Source organism: Pseudomonas saponiphila (genome assembly GCF_900105185.1).
Classification (GTDB): Bacteria; Pseudomonadota; Gammaproteobacteria; order Pseudomonadales; family Pseudomonadaceae; genus Aquipseudomonas; species Aquipseudomonas saponiphila.
Map to the genome: position 1 here is coordinate 317,578 of NZ_FNTJ01000003.1, position 16,036 is coordinate 333,613.

Annotated in this window: 26 protein-coding genes and 2 pseudogenes; 4 read left to right on the forward strand and 24 right to left on the reverse strand. The window is 58.8% G+C overall.

The window, feature by feature from the left end; all coding sequences use genetic code 11:
• Window positions 1-133: 133 nt before the first annotated feature.
• Window positions 134-565 carry a LexA family protein gene (locus tag BLV47_RS34180; protein ID WP_092320879.1) on the forward strand — a complete coding sequence of 144 codons (432 nt, stop codon included), beginning with the start codon at window positions 134-136 and terminating at the stop codon, window positions 563-565.
• A complete protein-coding gene (gene umuC / locus BLV47_RS34185; RefSeq protein WP_092320880.1) occupies window positions 565-1,842 on the forward strand; it encodes a translesion error-prone DNA polymerase V subunit UmuC in 1,278 nt (425 codons plus the stop codon). The genes BLV47_RS34180 and umuC overlap by 1 nt, the downstream gene beginning before the upstream one ends.
• Before the next feature lie 34 nt (window positions 1,843-1,876).
• Here the strand turns inward: umuC and BLV47_RS34190 are convergent, their stop codons facing one another.
• The 9 genes from BLV47_RS34190 to BLV47_RS34230 all read right to left on the reverse strand — a co-directional run bounded on the left by BLV47_RS34190 (window position 1,877) and on the right by BLV47_RS34230 (window position 5,456).
• On the reverse strand, window positions 1,877-2,101 hold the full coding sequence (locus BLV47_RS34190) for a hypothetical protein (RefSeq protein ID WP_092320881.1): 225 nt from the start codon (window positions 2,099-2,101) through the stop codon (window positions 1,877-1,879).
• A 10-nt stretch (window positions 2,102-2,111) separates the two neighbouring features.
• A complete protein-coding gene (locus tag BLV47_RS34195; RefSeq protein ID WP_092320882.1) occupies window positions 2,112-2,564 on the reverse strand; it encodes an ADP-ribosyltransferase-containing protein in 453 nt (150 codons plus the stop codon).
• Between the two features lie 33 nt (window positions 2,565-2,597).
• The gene (locus tag BLV47_RS34200; protein ID WP_092320883.1) at window positions 2,598-2,921 is read right to left on the reverse strand and encodes a hypothetical protein; all 324 of its coding nucleotides are present in this window, start codon (window positions 2,919-2,921) and stop codon (window positions 2,598-2,600) included.
• Window positions 2,922-2,924: 3 nt separating this feature from the next.
• The gene (locus tag BLV47_RS34205) at window positions 2,925-3,224 is read right to left on the reverse strand and encodes a hypothetical protein (RefSeq protein ID WP_092320884.1); all 300 of its coding nucleotides are present in this window, start codon (window positions 3,222-3,224) and stop codon (window positions 2,925-2,927) included.
• A gap of 95 nt (window positions 3,225-3,319) precedes the next feature.
• On the reverse strand, window positions 3,320-3,703 hold the full coding sequence (locus BLV47_RS34210) for a hypothetical protein (RefSeq protein WP_143038382.1): 384 nt from the start codon (window positions 3,701-3,703) through the stop codon (window positions 3,320-3,322).
• A 107-nt stretch (window positions 3,704-3,810) separates the two neighbouring features.
• A complete protein-coding gene (locus tag BLV47_RS34215) occupies window positions 3,811-3,999 on the reverse strand; it encodes a hypothetical protein (RefSeq protein ID WP_092320886.1) in 189 nt (62 codons plus the stop codon).
• Complete coding sequence (locus BLV47_RS34220) at window positions 3,996-4,316, reverse strand: hypothetical protein (protein ID WP_143038383.1); 321 nt, start codon at window positions 4,314-4,316, stop codon at window positions 3,996-3,998. The genes BLV47_RS34215 and BLV47_RS34220 overlap by 4 nt, the downstream gene beginning before the upstream one ends.
• Before the next feature lie 70 nt (window positions 4,317-4,386).
• The gene (locus tag BLV47_RS34225) at window positions 4,387-4,905 is read right to left on the reverse strand and encodes a hypothetical protein (RefSeq protein WP_092320888.1); all 519 of its coding nucleotides are present in this window, start codon (window positions 4,903-4,905) and stop codon (window positions 4,387-4,389) included.
• The gene (locus BLV47_RS34230) at window positions 4,902-5,456 is read right to left on the reverse strand and encodes a hypothetical protein (protein WP_092320889.1); all 555 of its coding nucleotides are present in this window, start codon (window positions 5,454-5,456) and stop codon (window positions 4,902-4,904) included. The genes BLV47_RS34225 and BLV47_RS34230 overlap by 4 nt, the downstream gene beginning before the upstream one ends.
• Before the next feature lie 345 nt (window positions 5,457-5,801).
• On the opposite strand from BLV47_RS34230, the pseudogene BLV47_RS34235 reads away from it, so the two are divergent.
• Window positions 5,802-6,569, forward strand: a pseudogene (locus BLV47_RS34235) (TerD family protein); the annotation flags it as partial.
• Between the two features lie 92 nt (window positions 6,570-6,661).
• Here the strand turns inward: BLV47_RS34235 and istB are convergent.
• A complete protein-coding gene (istB, locus tag BLV47_RS34240; RefSeq protein WP_062838242.1) occupies window positions 6,662-7,411 on the reverse strand; it encodes an IS21-like element IS1474 family helper ATPase IstB in 750 nt (249 codons plus the stop codon).
• Window positions 7,299-8,984, reverse strand: a complete 1,686-nt coding sequence (gene istA, locus BLV47_RS34245) for an IS21 family transposase (protein WP_062838241.1) — start codon at window positions 8,982-8,984, stop codon at window positions 7,299-7,301. The genes istB and istA overlap by 113 nt, the downstream gene beginning before the upstream one ends.
• A gap of 201 nt (window positions 8,985-9,185) precedes the next feature.
• Here istA and BLV47_RS34250 point away from each other — a divergent pair.
• Window positions 9,186-9,680, forward strand: a pseudogene (locus tag BLV47_RS34250) (VWA domain-containing protein); the annotation flags it as partial.
• Between the two features lie 37 nt (window positions 9,681-9,717).
• On the opposite strand, the gene BLV47_RS34255 reads toward BLV47_RS34250, so the two are convergent.
• The 13 genes from BLV47_RS34255 to BLV47_RS34315 all read right to left on the reverse strand — a co-directional run bounded on the left by BLV47_RS34255 (window position 9,718) and on the right by BLV47_RS34315 (window position 16,005).
• Window positions 9,718-10,299 (reverse strand): hypothetical protein, encoded by a 582-nt coding sequence (locus BLV47_RS34255; RefSeq protein WP_092320892.1) that lies wholly within the window; start codon window positions 10,297-10,299, stop codon window positions 9,718-9,720.
• A gap of 460 nt (window positions 10,300-10,759) precedes the next feature.
• Window positions 10,760-10,957, reverse strand: coding sequence for a hypothetical protein (locus BLV47_RS34260; RefSeq protein ID WP_092320893.1), 198 nt, complete (start codon window positions 10,955-10,957; stop codon window positions 10,760-10,762).
• A 9-nt stretch (window positions 10,958-10,966) separates the two neighbouring features.
• Window positions 10,967-11,176, reverse strand: coding sequence for a hypothetical protein (locus tag BLV47_RS36350; protein ID WP_167365752.1), 210 nt, complete (start codon window positions 11,174-11,176; stop codon window positions 10,967-10,969).
• Window positions 11,177-11,190: 14 nt separating this feature from the next.
• Window positions 11,191-11,379: a hypothetical protein gene (locus BLV47_RS34265; protein ID WP_092320894.1), complete on the reverse strand. Its 189-nt coding sequence runs from the start codon at window positions 11,377-11,379 to the stop codon at window positions 11,191-11,193.
• A gap of 14 nt (window positions 11,380-11,393) precedes the next feature.
• Window positions 11,394-11,720, reverse strand: a complete 327-nt coding sequence (locus BLV47_RS34270; RefSeq protein ID WP_092320895.1) for a hypothetical protein — start codon at window positions 11,718-11,720, stop codon at window positions 11,394-11,396.
• Window positions 11,721-11,739: 19 nt separating this feature from the next.
• Window positions 11,740-12,036 (reverse strand): hypothetical protein, encoded by a 297-nt coding sequence (locus BLV47_RS34275; protein ID WP_092320896.1) that lies wholly within the window; start codon window positions 12,034-12,036, stop codon window positions 11,740-11,742.
• Window positions 12,037-12,496: 460 nt separating this feature from the next.
• On the reverse strand, window positions 12,497-12,835 hold the full coding sequence (locus BLV47_RS34280) for a hypothetical protein (RefSeq protein WP_092320897.1): 339 nt from the start codon (window positions 12,833-12,835) through the stop codon (window positions 12,497-12,499).
• Window positions 12,836-12,850: 15 nt separating this feature from the next.
• A complete protein-coding gene (locus tag BLV47_RS34285) occupies window positions 12,851-13,273 on the reverse strand; it encodes a hypothetical protein (RefSeq protein ID WP_092320898.1) in 423 nt (140 codons plus the stop codon).
• A 245-nt stretch (window positions 13,274-13,518) separates the two neighbouring features.
• Window positions 13,519-13,707 (reverse strand): hypothetical protein, encoded by a 189-nt coding sequence (locus BLV47_RS34295; protein ID WP_092320900.1) that lies wholly within the window; start codon window positions 13,705-13,707, stop codon window positions 13,519-13,521.
• 162 nt (window positions 13,708-13,869) lie between these two features.
• Window positions 13,870-14,070, reverse strand: coding sequence for a hypothetical protein (locus BLV47_RS34300; RefSeq protein ID WP_092320901.1), 201 nt, complete (start codon window positions 14,068-14,070; stop codon window positions 13,870-13,872).
• 102 nt (window positions 14,071-14,172) lie between these two features.
• Window positions 14,173-14,967: a hypothetical protein gene (locus BLV47_RS36665; RefSeq protein ID WP_244169004.1), complete on the reverse strand. Its 795-nt coding sequence runs from the start codon at window positions 14,965-14,967 to the stop codon at window positions 14,173-14,175.
• Window positions 14,968-15,010: 43 nt separating this feature from the next.
• Window positions 15,011-15,625: a hypothetical protein gene (locus tag BLV47_RS34310; protein WP_092320902.1), complete on the reverse strand. Its 615-nt coding sequence runs from the start codon at window positions 15,623-15,625 to the stop codon at window positions 15,011-15,013.
• Window positions 15,625-16,005 (reverse strand): hypothetical protein, encoded by a 381-nt coding sequence (locus BLV47_RS34315; RefSeq protein ID WP_092320903.1) that lies wholly within the window; start codon window positions 16,003-16,005, stop codon window positions 15,625-15,627. The genes BLV47_RS34310 and BLV47_RS34315 overlap by 1 nt, the downstream gene beginning before the upstream one ends.
• Window positions 16,006-16,036 lie beyond the last annotated feature (31 nt).

The window sequence follows — 16,036 nt, forward strand, 5'->3', positions numbered from 1 at the left end:
AAGGCCGATTGAGCTGACCTTTCGGGGTTTAGCCTCGGCCTGGTACTGCGCCCAGAAGAAATTAACCGCTGAACTTTGCATCCCAATCCGGCTGCGGGATACACTGACACTGTACAGGTATACAGTGTCAGCAATGCGTGCAGATCTCATAGGCCAATTCGCCTCCGACCAATCGATTCCCCTCCCTTTCGGCGGGCAGGCAAGCTGCGGGTTTCCGTCGCCGGCCGCCGACTACCAGGAGCCGGACCTGTCTCTCGATCAGCTGGTCGGCATCACTCCCACGTCCTCGATCTTCCTCTTTCGCGCCTGGGGCAACTCCATGATGGGCGCGGGCATCCATGACGGTGACGTTCTGGTCGTGGACAAGGCAAAGCAGGCGCAGCCGGGGAATGTGGTTCTTGCCGTGGTTGGTGCTGAGTTTCTCGTTAAGCGTCTTCAGGTAGACGGGCAGGGCAGGGCGATGCTGGTAGCGGAGCACGAGGGGTACGCACCTATCGTGCTGGTCGAGGATGAGATACTGGAAGTCTGGGGGGTGTGTCGCTGGGTCCTGCACGGGCTTGACTGATGGGCCTCCACCGTCCGGTTATAGCCCTCATCGACTGCAACTCGTTCTATTGCAGTGCCCAGACCCTGTTCGAACCCTGGTACCGCGATAAGCCGGTAGCCGTCGCGAGCAACAACGATGGCAGCATCGTGAGCCGCAACGATGCGGCGAAGGCGCTTGGCCTGAAAATGGGGCAGCCGGTGTTCGAACTGAAGGACATGATCGCGAGAAACGAGGTCAAAATTTATTCCTCGAATTACGCGCTGTACCAGTCGATCAGTAACCGAATCATGGCAGTTCTCGAAGAGCTTTCGGCAGAAATAGTCCCCTACAGTATTGATGAATGTTGGTCGGATCTCACTGGCGTGCCTGACCCGGAGGCCTGGGGTAGAAATGCCCGAGATGAGATCCAGCGGCGGCTGGGCATGCCGGTGGGGGTCGGTATAGGCCCAACCAAGACTCTCGCCAAACTGGCCAACTGGGCGGCGAAGAAATGGAAAGCCAAGACCGGCTGCGTCGTCGACCTGAGAGACCCGGTGAAGCAGGAGAAGCTATTGCGCTATGCGCCGGTCGAAGAGGTCTGGGGAATAGGCCGCCAGCTCAGCGCCAGGCTCAAGGCGGACCTCAACATTCACACTGCCTGGCAACTCGCGACGGCTGATCCCAAGCACATTCGCCGGCAGTTCAGCGTGAACGTCGAGCGCACGGCCCGCGAGCTAAAGGGCCTTCCCTGCTTTCCTTTCGTCGATGGCAGCCCCGAACGCAAGCAGCAGATAATTTGTTCCCGATCTTTTGGGTCGAAAGTATTCGCTCTCGAAGAGATGGAATCGGCGGTGACCGCATTCGCCAGCACGGCGGCTGGGAAGCTCCGGGCTCAGGACAGCCTCGCCAACTGCGTCCAGGTGTTTGCCAGGACCAGCCATTTCGCCGGCGGCGAGCAGTACGGCGCAAGCCGGATCATGGCTATGCCTTACCCGACATCCGACACCAGAGACATAGTGCACGCGGCGCTGACCGGCCTGCGTAGCCTCTACCGGGCCGGGCCGGCCTACGCCAAGGCCGGGGTGGTCCTAACTCAGTTCGTTGAACGCGGGACAGTCACGGGCGATCTATTCGCCCCGAAGCCGCGTCAGGGCAGCGATGATCTGATGAGAGTGATGGATGCCATCAATGCCAAGCAGGGTCGGGGTGCGCTCCGCCTGGCCCGAGATACCTCAGCAGGGAAGTGGTCGATGCGACGCGAGATGCTGAGCCCCGCGTACACCACCGCTTGGAAGGATTTGCCCAGGGCACGCTAACGGTGACGCCCCTTAAGTACGGCATGGCTCAGCGTCAAACCAGCACCAGGTCGGAGTTCTGGAGCGGAATGCCGCAGTCACGAGCAATGGCGTGCGCAGCTTTGGTGATCGACCCTTTAGGGTCAGCTGACCACTTGGAAAACCAGCGGGATCGGTCACCAACGACCGCCTCAATATCATCGCCACGGTCATAAACCTTCAGCAGGCTCGTGCCTACGCGTGCAAATGCAACCATGCCGGGTACGTTGTTGCTGCTCATGGTTCAGCCCTCAGTGGATTACGGGTTCACGGGCAAAGTCAGCCGCCCAGATGTTCTGGCTGGCGATCTTGACCTGGGAGCTGGCGAACGCCACGACGGTGTATGGGAAGCCGCAGGCGTCCACTACGATGATTCCGTCATAGCCGAACAACTGAAGGCGCGCAGTGAAGTCGGCATCAGTCTCGCCGGCCAGGCGCATGGAACGGATCTCCGCAGCGGTGCCGCGGACTGGTGCTTGAAGCGATGCGTGAACCTTCAGGACGATATCGCCATATTCCTGAGCGTTGCCGCTATAAGGGGTCAGATAGATCCCCGAACCGAACAGGCCACGCTTGGAAGGTGCGATCTCGGAATACTGCGCATAGGTGCCATGGAACAGATCAAGCGGGGCACCAGCTTCAGTGACAGCGGCGCTCTCGCGAAACCATTCCTTGAACTCTTGCGTTGCTTGAAGATTGAACATGGCGAATGCTCCTGTTTGGCGACGTGTTTATTCTCAGGCCGTCAGCTGCGTGCCAGCAGACTCCGCGATGTGAATTTCGCGCAGTCGACGGCTGACATCACTGATCACCGCGCGCACCTCGGAAACGATCGCCATCACACTCGGCACGTAGGCACGATTGGCCGAGCGACGATCGGCATTGATGCCCTGGAGCAGCTCCGCACGGTGAGCCTTCAGCTTGGGCAGCAGGAAACGCTGAACATTGACGCGGGACGGTGCATGCGACAGGTCAGCGCTGGCGCAGGCCTGGGCATATGCCGAGATGAGCCCGGTCAGGGCAGAAGTTCGCGGGTGAATCATGATCGATGCATTGTTCATGGGTCAGGCAGCCTTGTTCAGTTCGAGGATGGCGGAAGGCGAGTGGCCCAGGTCTCGCATGGCCTGCTCGTAGAATTCGACGTTCACCAGGAACGGCGAGCCGTAATCCGGGCCGCCCTCGCGGAAGAAGTCGCTGAGCACGTCGCCGAGGGTCGCCGGCGTGATCTCCGGGCGCTTCGGATACACACGCACGAACCCATCGTTGAAACGAGTGAATCGATCGCCGCGCGAGAAACAGGTCTTCACCAGGTCGACAGACCCCTTCACGGTTGTTGCTTTGAGCTTCTGGATTGAGTTGGACATTTGATGTTCCTTGTCTGGGGAGCTGCCCATGCAGCTGTACTTGATCAGATGGCGTCATTGTTGACGCCCTTGGCGCGTGCCAGGAGGTAGCCTCTTTAGGCCGCCTGACCTTCAGCAGCACCGCTAACCGCATCACCATTGAAGTGCCCAGGAAACTTGTCAGTGAACTCGCGCAGCAACTCATCCAGGACTTCAGGCGTGCGGGCAAACAGGTTGATTTCCCCATGAAGCTTGATGCCGGTTTTGCGCGAAACCGAGTACACCTGGAAGTACGGCCCGAGCTGAGACGTGAACAGGACTTTGATGTAGAGGTTGCCCAGCGTGACCTTGCGCCAGGCCGTCATGCAGCGCTTGCGGCCACCGAACTCAACGACCATCGGGTATTCAGTGTTGAGCAGGTTGGTCGGTTCTTTCGCAATGCGGAAGTTTTCTTCGAGAGTGGCAACCAGTTGCTGTTCTTCTGCGCTGAGATGGGACATGACGATCTCCTGTGTAGATGGGGTCATGATCAGCGCCATGCCCCGTGCCAGCAGATCCGCCACAAACAAAAAAGCCCCCAGAGCTGGGGGATTTCCATGGGTAGCACTTACTTGAATTCCCAGTGCCCGCGATAGTTCACGTCTTCAATTTCACAGTGCAGCTCGCCGCTGATATACCCGTCGTTGATCATGCTCGAAGCCCGGCGCAGGGCCTCAGCGATGAGTTCAGGCTTGTGCTCTTCTGGAACATCGGCACCATCGCCGCGCCACCACTCAAACTGCAAGCCCCCCTTCATTGGGCACCTCCGCAAACAGCCTGGGCCCCGGAATTGATGCCGGAAATCTGCTCGGCAGTGAGCGTGGTCTCCTGCTGATCCTGACCAGCAATGTGAAGCGTGATCACATCGCCTTCAGCGAACTCACAGCCGAGCTCATGTTGCATCTGGGCCAGGTACTGGCCGTGTGTCTGGAAGAAAGCAGGACGGCCAGGTTGGAAATTCTCGCCGCTGAGGTTCTTGAAGATGATGCGGCCGGTGCCTTCGGTGCCGCCGATCAGGAATTTGCCATTGAGCATTACGCGCTCAGTGATTGCCGGTCGAACATTCGTGCTCATGTTGCTCTCCGTTGATGAGTAATCAGTGGAGGCAATGTAGGTCGATGCAGTTCGTGCCAGCAGAGGCAGCTTACATCCTGCCTTCGCCGGCGATATTGGGGATTTGAGCTAGGTAGGCGTCGACCACGGGAGGGGCAGCAGTATCCGCACCGTAGCCATATTTCCAGCCAGATCCAATGTACGTGTCGGTGCGGTGGGCATAAGCCGTGTAGCGCTGGTTATCGCCGCTCAGCAATACGGTGAAGCTCCAGTGAGCCTTGGTGTCAATGCAGTAGCTGCCATGCCCGGTGAAGTTCTTCGTGACCAGGGCCTTACCATCAACGATCTCGTCCAGCGTTCCGGTACCCATGGTCACAGAGCACTCTTTGCCCTCCGATGTGAGCGGCTCAATCTGGACGAAGTAGGTTTTTCCCGGTGGAACAGCAGGCGGTTTGCCGTGGGAGTTGAGCGTAGCGGTCAAGGCTTCATCAAAGAACATGCCCGGAGACATCGGCCTGTAGACGACGGCAACGGCTGCAATGGCGAGCGCGAGCAGGAAGAAGGGTTGGACCTTATCCGGGGAAAAGGCAGGTCTGTGCTGATTGCTCACGATGTCAGAAGCTCGATTCTTGAAGGGGCGATGTCTGTTTTGGTGCTGGTACCAGGTGATTCGATGCGCGCATGAAGCCACTGCATGAAGGTGGCTTGGAATATCAGGTGCTGCTTGTACAGATCGGAGTTGGTATCTCCGCCGGCCAGCTGGAGAACCCTCTCTTCCCCCATCTCGTGAAGGTTGATCTCGCCGCTGGAGATCAGGTCCAGCTTTCTCTGCGGGAAATAGTCCGACTCAGCGAACTCCAGGGCGGCTTGCTTCGTCGCGAAAAAGGCCCCAGGCAATGGCATGAGGTAACCATCTGGGCCAAGGCAATAAACGCCAAACATAGGCCCAAGAAACTGCCGAGTGCGCTCCAGCACCACACAATTCCCGGCTATGACACCTGAGACGGAGCGGCAGTTGGATGTTTCAAGCTGGCAGGTGCTGCCAATTGCCGAGGCAAAGGCCTGCATTTCCTGAATCGTCGAGAAGGCTGGGGAGGCGCGGAACAGTGCCCTCAGTTCATGGAGAACAGCCGGGGATGTCCCGTCAGGCAGAAGCATCATCAAGCTGACGCTCGGGCTGCCATGTCCTGGGCGCTTGGTAGTTCGCTGAGCAAACGGGAACGCTGGCGCTTCACTTCACGCGGGGAGATGCCGAGGCGAGTCGCGATCGTGCTATCCGGCAGAGAACGGTCCAGGATGAGTTTCTTCTGGCGATCAGTAAAAACATGATGGGTCACACTGAGCCCCTTTGGCTGGATCTGTCGGAAGGCCGTCAGTATCCCGCATCGCAATTAAGCGGCAAGCCAAGTAGGGGGCATGAATTCAAAATACCTTGCCTTGTGATCGGTCGCGTTAAAATCGGTTCGTCTCAGTGATAATTCATCGAAGCTCATACAAGGATCGTCCATGTCCAATCTCCAACAAGGCCAGCGCGTCTCTATTGCCTCTCTGGCTCCGTCCAACAAAATCAGTGTCGCGATCACTCTCTCATCTCCGCACACGATTGACCTGGCGTGCTTCGGGATCGACGCCCAAGGCAAGATGTCGGATGACCGCTATATGGTTTTCTTCAATCAGCCGGTGTCCCCCTGCGGTGCAATTCGCCAAGTAGGCCACGCTGAGTTCTCCATGGACTTGAGCGCAGTACCAGCCAGCATCGATAAGCTGGTTCTTACGGCCTCGATCGATGGTGCTGGCGCTATGCGAGACATCAAACCGAGCTTCTTCACTGTGCAAGAGGGCGGCTCGGTCAAGGCGACCTGCAACTTCGGCGGTGAAACCTTCGCTGCCGAAAAGGCAATCATGTTGGCTGAGGTCTACCGAAAGAACGGCGAATGGAGGCTGAATATCGTCCTCCAAGGCTTCAACGATGGTCTCGATGCGCTCGTTCGGCACTTTGGCGGCGAGGTAGCCGAGGAAAACCCAGCGCCAGCGCCGCAGCCTGCATCCGGCAAAATCTCGCTTGAGAAGAAGGTTGCTGAAAAGGCTCCAGCGCTAATCAGTCTGGCTAAAACAGCCCAAATCAGCCTGGAGAAGGCCAAGCTGACCGATGTCGTGGCAAGAGTCGCCCTTGTGCTCGATGCCTCTGGAAGCATGAGCGGCCAGTACCGGGCCGGCCATGTCCAGGAGGTAGTCAATCGAATGCTCCCCCTGGCTCTCCACTTCGACGATGATGCGGATTTCGGTGAACGTGACCGAGCGTTTCGCTAATACGTGACCGGTGCTTCCACCCCGGTTGCGCGGGTTCTGGATTGTAATCGCATCGGTCACGATGCGGCTTGTTCCTCGGCTTTTTTTCGGCGCAGCGACTCGCCTTTCATCGTCAGCCGGTAGGCGTTGTGCACCAGGCGGTCGAGGATGGCATCGGCCAGGGTCGGGTCGTTGATCCAGCCGTGCCAGTGCTCGATGGGCAGTTGGCTCGTCAGGATGGTGGAGCGGCTGCCAGCGCGGTCGTCGATCACCTCCAGCAGGTCATGCCGGGCTCCTTCCTCCAGCGGGGCTAGCGCCCAGTCGTCCAGCACCAGGACGTCGACCTTTGCCAGCTGTTGCAGGGTACGGCCGAAGCTGCCGTCGCCATGAGCGATGCGCAGTTGTTCCAGCAGGCGCGGGGTGCGCAGGTACAGGGTGCTATAGCCCTGGCGGCAGGCCTGGTTGCCCAGGGCGCAGGCCAGCCAGGTTTTGCCGGCACCGGTCGGGCCGGTCAGCAGCAGGTTGTGCTGCTGGCGGATCCAGTCGCCACTGGCCAGGGTGGCGATCAGACGCTCGTCCAGGGCGCGTCCGGTGCGGCGGTCGAGATCTTCCAGGCAGGCGTTGGCGTACTTGAGCTTGGCCTTCTTGCGCAGCCGTACCAGGCGCTGGTTGTCACGCCAGGCCAGTTCGCGGTCGAGCAGTAGGCCGAGGCGTTCATCGAAGCTCAGGCTGTGGCTGGCCGGCAGCGTCCATTGCTCTTCCAGGGCGCGGGCCATGCCGTCCAGGCGTAGCTGGTGCAGTTGATTCAGGGTGTGTTGCGGCATCATCGAACAGCTCCTGTTGCGGGGGTTGGTAGTAGTCGGCGCCACGGACGTTCTCGTGGTCGCCGGGTAAGGTCGTTTCGGCGGCACGCTGGGGCAGCGGCTGTTGATCCAGGCCTTGCTGGAGCAGGTTGCGCACGCTGCGCCCGGTGAAGGCGCGCAGGTGTACGGCACGTTCGGCAGCGGCTTCCAGGCGTGCATTGCCATAGCGCCGGGCCAGCGAGAGCAGGCCGAGGCAGGCGCGGTAGCCCATCTCCGGGTGCGGCTTGTGGGTCAGTTGGTGATCGATCAGTTGGCGCGTGTAGGGGCCGATCCGCGCGCCCCAGTCGAGCAGGCGTTGTGGCGTCCATTCGCGATGCGCCTGGTGCGCCGCGGGCATGTGCTCGCGCTGGGTACTGTAAGCGCCGCGTCGCCCCAGCAGCAGGTGGCTGGCCACCCGCCGGTTGCCATGCAGCACTTCCAGGGTGTGTGCCGTCAGTCGCACGTCCACGTTCTGCCGGGCCAGGGCGGAGGGCACGCTGTAGAAGCTGCCATTGACCTCGATGTGGTAGTCGATGCTGACCTTGCAGCGCTTGAAGGTGGCGACCTCGTAGGGATGCACCGGCAGCGCTCGCAAGGCCGGGCGATCCAGGCGCTCGAACCAGTCGCGCCGGCAGCCATCGAGCCGCTTGAACGGGCGCCGATTCAGATCCTCCAGCAGCTCGGCGATGGCCTGGTTAAGCGCATGCAGGCTGAAGAACTGCCGATGGCGCAGCCGCGCCATGATCCAGCGCTCGACCACCTGCACCGCCACCTCGGCCTTGGCCTTGTCCTGAGGCTTGCGTGGCCGTGCCGGCAGGATCACCGTCTGGTAATGACGCGCGCACTCCAGCGTGGCCCGGTTCAGGCCCGGCTCGTAGCGATCCGGCTGGGCGACCAGGGCGCGCGGATTGTCCGGCACAACCATTTCCGGCACGCCGCCAAAGTAGGTCAGAGCCTGGCCCAGCGAGGTCAGCCAGTCCACCTGGGTTTCGCCTGGCGTCGCGCAGGCATAGGTGTAATTCGAGGCGCCCAGGGCGGCGACGAAGATGTGCGCCCGGCGCACTTCGCCGGTGGCCGGGTCGACCACCGGCAGCGTCGGCCCGGCATAGTCGATGAATAGCTTCTCGCCCGCACGGTGCAGCTGACGCATCGAACGTTTGAGCGTCTGGGCGTAGCGCCGGTAGTGCTCGACGAACTGGGTGTAGCGGTAGGTCGGCTGGCCCGCATGCGCGGCGAGATATTCCTCCCACAGCAGCTGCAAGGTCACGCCCTTGCGTCGCAACTCGCGGTGGATGCTCAGCACATCGGGCAGCACTCGCTCACCGCGCGGCTTGTTCGTCGACGTCGGTGCAAACAAGGCGGCCGCCAGCGCGGCCTCGTCCATGGCCACCAGCGCCGGCCAGTCCAGCCCGGCCACCCGCGCCGCCGCGATGTACTTGCTAACCACGCCCTTGGACAGCTGCAAGGCACGGGCAATCTTCTCGTGGGACAAGCCGGCCTCAAACTTGAGGCGCAGACATTCTTTGATGTTTCGCATGGCTACTCGCGGCGCCGCCATCTTCCTCTCCCGAAATCGGTCGAGGATGGCGGCGCATCAGGTCATGCGCAACGAAGGGGAAGGCTTTCGCTAAGTCGTGACCGGCGATTTCGGTAAGCCGTGACCACCTGTTTCGGAACAGGCGGAGAATCGGTCACGTTGCTACCGAAATGAGCGGTCACGATCAACCGAAACGGCCGGTCACGGTGCTCCGAAATCCGCAACGATGACGGTGCGATCGACTGCTGGGCGTTTGGCAACTATCCGCAACAGCTCAGCACCATTACAGCTGACAACTACGCGAATTTTATCGATGCCGATAATGGTGGTTGGCGAAATTGGGAGCTGGGTTCTCGGATCAACCATGAACCGCGGGCCATGGAAATGGTCATCGACCACTATGAGCGCAGCGGTGACCGGACGCCGGTCTATGTCCTGTTCATCTCCGATGGAGGCGTACACGAGAACCGTGCGATTACCGAAGCCATGAAGCGTGCATCTTCGCTTCCGATCTTCTGGCAGATAGTGGGTATCGGTGGTCGGGACTACGGGATCTTCAAGAAGCTGGATGATCTACCAGGGCGCGCAGTCGACAACTGCAATTTCTTCGAGCTCCAGCACCTGCACGAGATCTCAGAAGACGCCATGTACGGGAAGATGATGGAAGAATTCCCTCAGTGGCTGAAGGAAGCCAAGGCAAAAGGCATCATCGCCTAACCAGCTAAAACAAAGGCCCCATTGGGGCCTTTGTTCATCAGGGGGTTACTTTGTGCTTCTGCCACTCTTTGGCAGCCCACTCATCAAAGCCCTCAACATGTATCCCAGGCACCATGTGCATCTTGCCGCCCGACATTACGGCCGGAATGTAGAAGCACGAGTAGGAGGGCGTATTCGGTACCTCGCGGACATACTCCGGGGGCATCCAGGCCTTCTGGCAACCTGTGATGGGCAAAAAGGCCGCAACAACCTCGATCGTGTCACCGGGCTGGAGCGCTTGGCAGATCTCCATTTCCAAATGCCCTTTCAGCGTTTCACGGCCGGCCGCCTGAGCATCCTTGTTTGGGGAGCGAAGATAGGAGTCGATGGCATCGGATGGCGTCAGGAATTCTTCTTCCCGAAGCTTGGGGTACTGCAAAGCCTCCGGGCAAAGCGCGGTCTGCTGCTTTATCTTGAAGGTGCCGGTGGCCTTGAACATGGTGGGCATGCTCGTGAACATGGCAGCCTGGCCCTCGTAGGTGCCTTCAGCAATCATGGCGAGCGGGAGGTTCTGCGCAACGCCCATAACCGGCATGCAAAACAGCAGGCTGAGGGCGGTGCTACGGAGTGATCCTTTCATGCGGATTCCTTTTCTTTGGGTCTGAAAGAGACAGGCCGACATCATGTGTGTAGGGCCTATCGCTATCTGCGAATACGGTTTGCGAACACAGCGATAAATGCGAGCTGAGTTTTCCTTGATCAGTCGATCAGCGTGCCATCTTGGTTCAGTCGCTGCGGCTTGCGCAGGTGCTGGTACTTCAGGCATTCCAGTGCCGGGTAATCACGATGCGTCTCGGGGGCGTCATGGGCCGTGTTCCTTCAACAATCAGCCAACTATCCGCCGCAGTATTTTCTCCCAACCGCTTGGTACGGGGCATTCCTCCAAGCTCGAAGCAGAATTTAGGCATGCAGTACGTGAGTGGGACTTATCTGTTGCGATGAGCGTAAGGAGAGTCAGTCCGATCATGCTTACGAGTAAAATGGCGATACTCACCTGAAATAATTTTGCTGCCGTGGCCACCATGGTTGTTTTCCCTTAACTATTTAGCTGGTTTATAGCGGCGATACACGATTAGGCAAATGGTAACGCCGAGGCCAATTAGGGAGGCACTAAAAAGCAAACCAATACCCTTATTCACTACCTCCCAACCCAGAGCCAGCTCAAGCCCGTAGAGCAGTGCAACCCCAAGAACAATTGGCATAATTGAGATTAGAAAGATCAGGATTTTCAGTTTCACGATGGTTTCCTAAGTGCCGGCAACGCGGCGGTGAACACCAAAAATCACTCGGGAAGTTACCCACATCACAGCCCCTACATAGCAAGCCATGGGCAGGATCGGAGCCCAGCTTGGAAGCTTCAGCCAGAACGCGGTTGAGCTATCCCATATCGCAAGGCCGACCACTACCACCAGAACCCCTGCCAAAGTGGCGAGCAGCAAAGCCAGTATTTTTCTCACGGCTGTTTTCCTGTCTATTCCAATGCGCTTCGACCAGTGCGGTCGGCCAGCTCGGTGCGAACAACCCGAAGCTCTGCAATTTCTTGCTCCAGCGCCTCCAGGGACGCATGCGGCGAGTTTGCTACGAGCTTGCGGACAAGCGATGTGGCCTTGGCCGCGCTGCGCAAAGCGCGCTGCTCCAGGTCGTGCAATTCGGGCTTCATCGTGGTTTCCTCGATCAGTTTGCGTTGGCTACGGCGGTGGTGACGATGCGGTATTCGCCCCAGTCGCCGAGCTTGATGGGATAGCCAGAGGCATCGCCAAGCAGGCTGTCAGGGTGGTTCTCCAGCAGCATGCGTCGATCCTCAATGGCACGATCCATATCTGCCTGAACGATTGCCGCCCCGTCGAAATGGCGGGTTCCCTGCCATTCGCCGTAAAAGTCTCCGGTCAGTTCCCGCGCCGTCTCGCCGGCATCGAGGATGAATTGCGACTTATCGCCCCGGTACTGGCCGTTCACGTACCAGGTACGACGCTCAATCCGTGCGGTGATTTGGAGGCTCATGGTCGTTTTCCTCGATCAGTTAAACGAAGCCACGGGCATTGGCAAAGGCGTCCGTCATGTGAGTGACAAGCACCTTATCGCCATTCGCCAGAACGCAAGAGCCCTGGCGCTTCGATTCCTCAATGGCTTTACGCAGTGCTGCCTTGATCGCCTGCTTGGGAAGGAAGCGACGGGAACGCACCTGCAATTCAGCCTCCAGCACGGTTTGATAGAGGGCATCCTCAAGCCGCTGTTCGGAGGAAAATTTACGTCCATCACGCATCGCGTCTCGGATCAGCTCTGGAATAACTCGGGTCTTGCCTGCGTTGTCGATCATTAGCGATTTCCCTTAACTGTCCGAGGCGAGAAGATTTCTGCACTTCTTGCATGCGTCGTTACCGACAAAATTGCTCTGCTCGATCTCGCCATGGTCGGTATTGGCGCTGGGTGGAAAGTGCTGACCACAGCGAGCCCCATTGGTAAGCGGATCGAGCAAGTGGACTTTTCGTGGCCACTGACTATCAGAACTTCCGCCGCAGAAAATCGTGTCTAAGGTGGCCATGTAAGCTTCCTTGATTAGTGGGATTGCTCGACAAAGGCGCGAGCCTTATCAAGATCATGCCAGCGACGAAGCCTTCCACTTTCCGACCGAACCTGCTTGCCGCCCTTCATCACAGCGAAGGAGCATGGGCCGCAAGGGATAACACGGTTGCCGGAAGGCGTGTGGGTATAGCCGTCACGCTGTTCAGTCCATGCAGGTTCAGGCTGACATGCTTGCATTGGAGTTTCCCTTGATCTCAAAGCCAGCGCAGTGGGGCCGGAGCTACGACTGAATCAGCAGCGTGCTCGATCACCTCTGCCAGCGAGTCGTTGCCCAGCTGCGCTGCACATTCAGCGAACGTGATAGGCCGAACTGGGGCCTGGTTGGTGGGTTGTTCAACGGGGCCACCCTGGCAAATTTCTCTGTAGCGAGTCACCGTTTCCGCGCTATCAGGATTTGCTGAGGCCCAAGCCTGGATGGCGTCCTCGCGTGCGCTGTCCACCGCCTTCATCGTGGTTACGAATTGATAACCAAGAATGGCGACGGCAAGGAACAGGGAAACAGTCGCGGCGCGGGTGTAGGTCTTCAGTTTCATTCGGGGATTCCTTGATCAGTGCGAGCGGGGTTGCGCAAACCCCAGAACGCCGGGGATCAGCTCAAATAGCGTTACTAAGTGCTCGGAGGCATTGGTAACCATAACGCCAGTCACCGGGTGCGCCAGCATGTCTTGATCGAGCACGCGCTGCACGTCTTCGACTGAAAGGCGGTGGCTCTGCATCTTCTCGTCAACAAACAAGGCGGCCGAGCGGAAGATTGCGTACTCGGCTTGGACCAGGATTGCTAGTCCTTGACAGGCATCTTTGAATTCGGCCGTAGGGCCAAGCAATGCCAGTATGTCGGTTAAGGTCCACTTCTCCGCAGGTGCCTCCAGAGCCTCAATGCTGCTTATGATCTGAATGGCAGCTGCGCCTGCCGGTAAACCCTTCCAGTGCTCGCTGATTGCAGACTTCAAGGCTGCGCTGCGGGTAGCCATAGGTGATTTCCTTTAACTCTGTTTGGTGGCGAACGGAGCGACTGAAATAGCGTCTCGCCATGCCTGCTTAGCGCTCCCGGCAGACGCCAGAGCGCGACCTTCCGCGTCATAGATCACATAGCCAGAGACATGCTCGGAGTGCTTCACCTTGCAGTACGCACCAGGGTGAATCTCCAGGGCCAGTTCCTTCGGCGAGAATCCGCTGATCACACCCTTTGCGTGCATTGCGCTGTTTTCCTATCCGTTCAGTCGGCCTTGCCGACCATGGTGTTCACAGCGAAGAAGAAGGGCTGATCGAACCAGTGTTCAGGCTGGTCAGCCTCAATGACGCCAACAGCCCCATTCCTTATTTCGACTTTTCGCCATGCAGCCCGCACCGAAGGCCCGAAGGTCGAATGCGTCCAGTAGTACCCGTCTTCGTACATGGTCTGCATGGCGTGTTTTCCTCGGTGTTCGTTATGGGCTCAGCGTCTCACGGGTCGCCGGAAACGCAAGGCCATGATGGTGCTTAAATCAGCGGCCAGCAGGCCACTCATGAAAATCCAACTCGCACCTGACGCTGTGCTGGGTGCTGCCATGTGCCGGCCTGTGTTGTTTTAGAAGGTGCCGTGCGGGCCATGCTCGCGGGGCGGCAGGCCGATCCCATCAGCCACCAGGTCACAATCGGCTTTTAGCTCATCCAGAGTGCCGAAGCGAGTCCGGGGCTGGCCATTATCAGTGAAAGTGCACTGCCAGTTGGACAGGCCGCCTCGGGGGTTGGCGATAACGAAACCACGGTATTCAACGGACTTGGCCATTTAGATGTGCTCCCTTTGTGTGTTTGATGGGTTCATCTTCAGGCCACGGGTCGCGTGCCAGTAGGTGCAAAAGCTGGCGGTTTTACCCGCCAGGCAAGCTGCTTATGCCTTGCGGTAGGTCTCGATTTCGACACCCTGATGCGTGGCCACCATCCGCTGCTCGCCGCCGAAACGCTCAATAAGAAAGTCAGCAATGTCCTCCTGGTAGCCCGTCTTGATGCAATCAATCTCGGCCTTCAGATGCTCCACCATCAAAATGGTCGGGCGCTTGATCTCCAGCTTGTATTCGATCTCTTCGCCATCTGAGGGGCAAAGCGCTGAGAACGTCAGGCGGTAGATATTGGCGACCTGTCTTGCAGCCTGAAGCGATACCGGGGTCGCGCCAGCACCAGCAGGAACACTGGCTTTCACCGGTGCCGCAGCTTGGGACAGGTTCCGCGCGATCCGAAGCTCGAAGGCCAGGTAGTCCTTCAGGATGGGGTGGCGCTCAGAGGGGGACATAGTTGGCCAGCGGCTTTCGATGTCCTCGAAATCGGCGAAGAACATGCCGGCAAGGCCGCCATCGTCTTGCCCAATTGCGTTCTGGATTGCGCGGGCCGAATCATCCAGATCGTCATAGGCGGCAGCATTGGCGATCAGGGTGTGGTTTTGAAGGGCTGCAAGGTCCGCGACGATGAGCCTGCCCGAGACATCAACCACCGGAAACTCAGTTCCGTCGCCGAGGCGAATCACCTCACCTTCGCACACATTCAGTTCGAGATTATCGGGATAACTGGCGGGCTCCTGCGCAACCTCACCGGTCAGCGGGTCTATGGAGCAGGCTGAAACAAGTTCGAGCCCGCCGTCCCAAACCGAAACGAACTGGGCGCTAATGCGTGCGGATTCTTGGCTGGCCATCTTGTGGATCTCCCTTGTTGAAGTGGTCTTCATCTTCAGGGGATTAGGCCCGTGCCAGCAGATGCTGCTTTGAGTTCAGAGCCTCAAATGCCTGCATCATCGCGCTGTGCGCGTCAGCAATGGCCGGCGCGTAGTCATCATGCTTGCGGCCGGCAAGCATCCCGCGATTGCCCAGCAGGTCGATCTGACCTCGGCTGAATTGCTGGCCGCTATGGAAGGCATAGCGAATCTGCGGGGCGTCGAAGAAAACCCGAATATGGCCCGTCAATATCGTCTGAACAGCCTCCATGTGGAGGTAATTCATGGTGCTGCTAATCGTGAGTGTCGCGCAGTTCAGCCGATGGTTGATGCGGTCAGAATCAGAGTTAAAGCTGATCAGATATTCGTCCGGCAACCCCATTTGCCTGAAGGAGGTGAGCACCATCTCCAGGATGCTGTCCCGGTGAGCTTTCGCGAGCAATCTCAGGTCTTGAACAACCTGATCCCTCGTGAAGTCGCCGCTGTAGCTGAGAATGCACACTCCGCGATGATGCAGGGAGGTAATCCCCGCAGCATGTGTGAAGGAAACGCCAGCGGCGCGATAGCTATCCTTGCACAGCAGCGCTTCCAGAACAGTAGTCGCCGCGCAGCCCTTGGCGTGCTCAAGTGACATATTCATCAGTGAGCCCCCAGATCGTTTGAGCTGCGCACTTCGGCCGTCAAATCAGCCGCAGTGCGGGCAGCAGGGCCAAGCTCCGCACGCATAGCGTTGAACATGACCTCGAACAAGGGCTCGTCGCACTCGACCTGGTGCCCCGTGTCCTCCGCGTCATAGTGGAAGTAGCTACGCACATGCGCGAAGAAGGCGGGGAAGTCGGGGTAGGCCAAAAGCTGACGCACGCCAGCGCAGCCGGCAGGGCTGTCCTTGTTGATGTCGAGCATTTCGATAATCACGGCCCGAACGTCATCGAATGATGGCAGTTCCTGCTCGGGATTCAGGTAGACGATCCCTTCAGCCGCTTTGGTGAAGTGGCAGCGGACATCGGCGTGAGAGTTCATTGGTTAGCCCCATCGGTTGAGTCGATGGGGT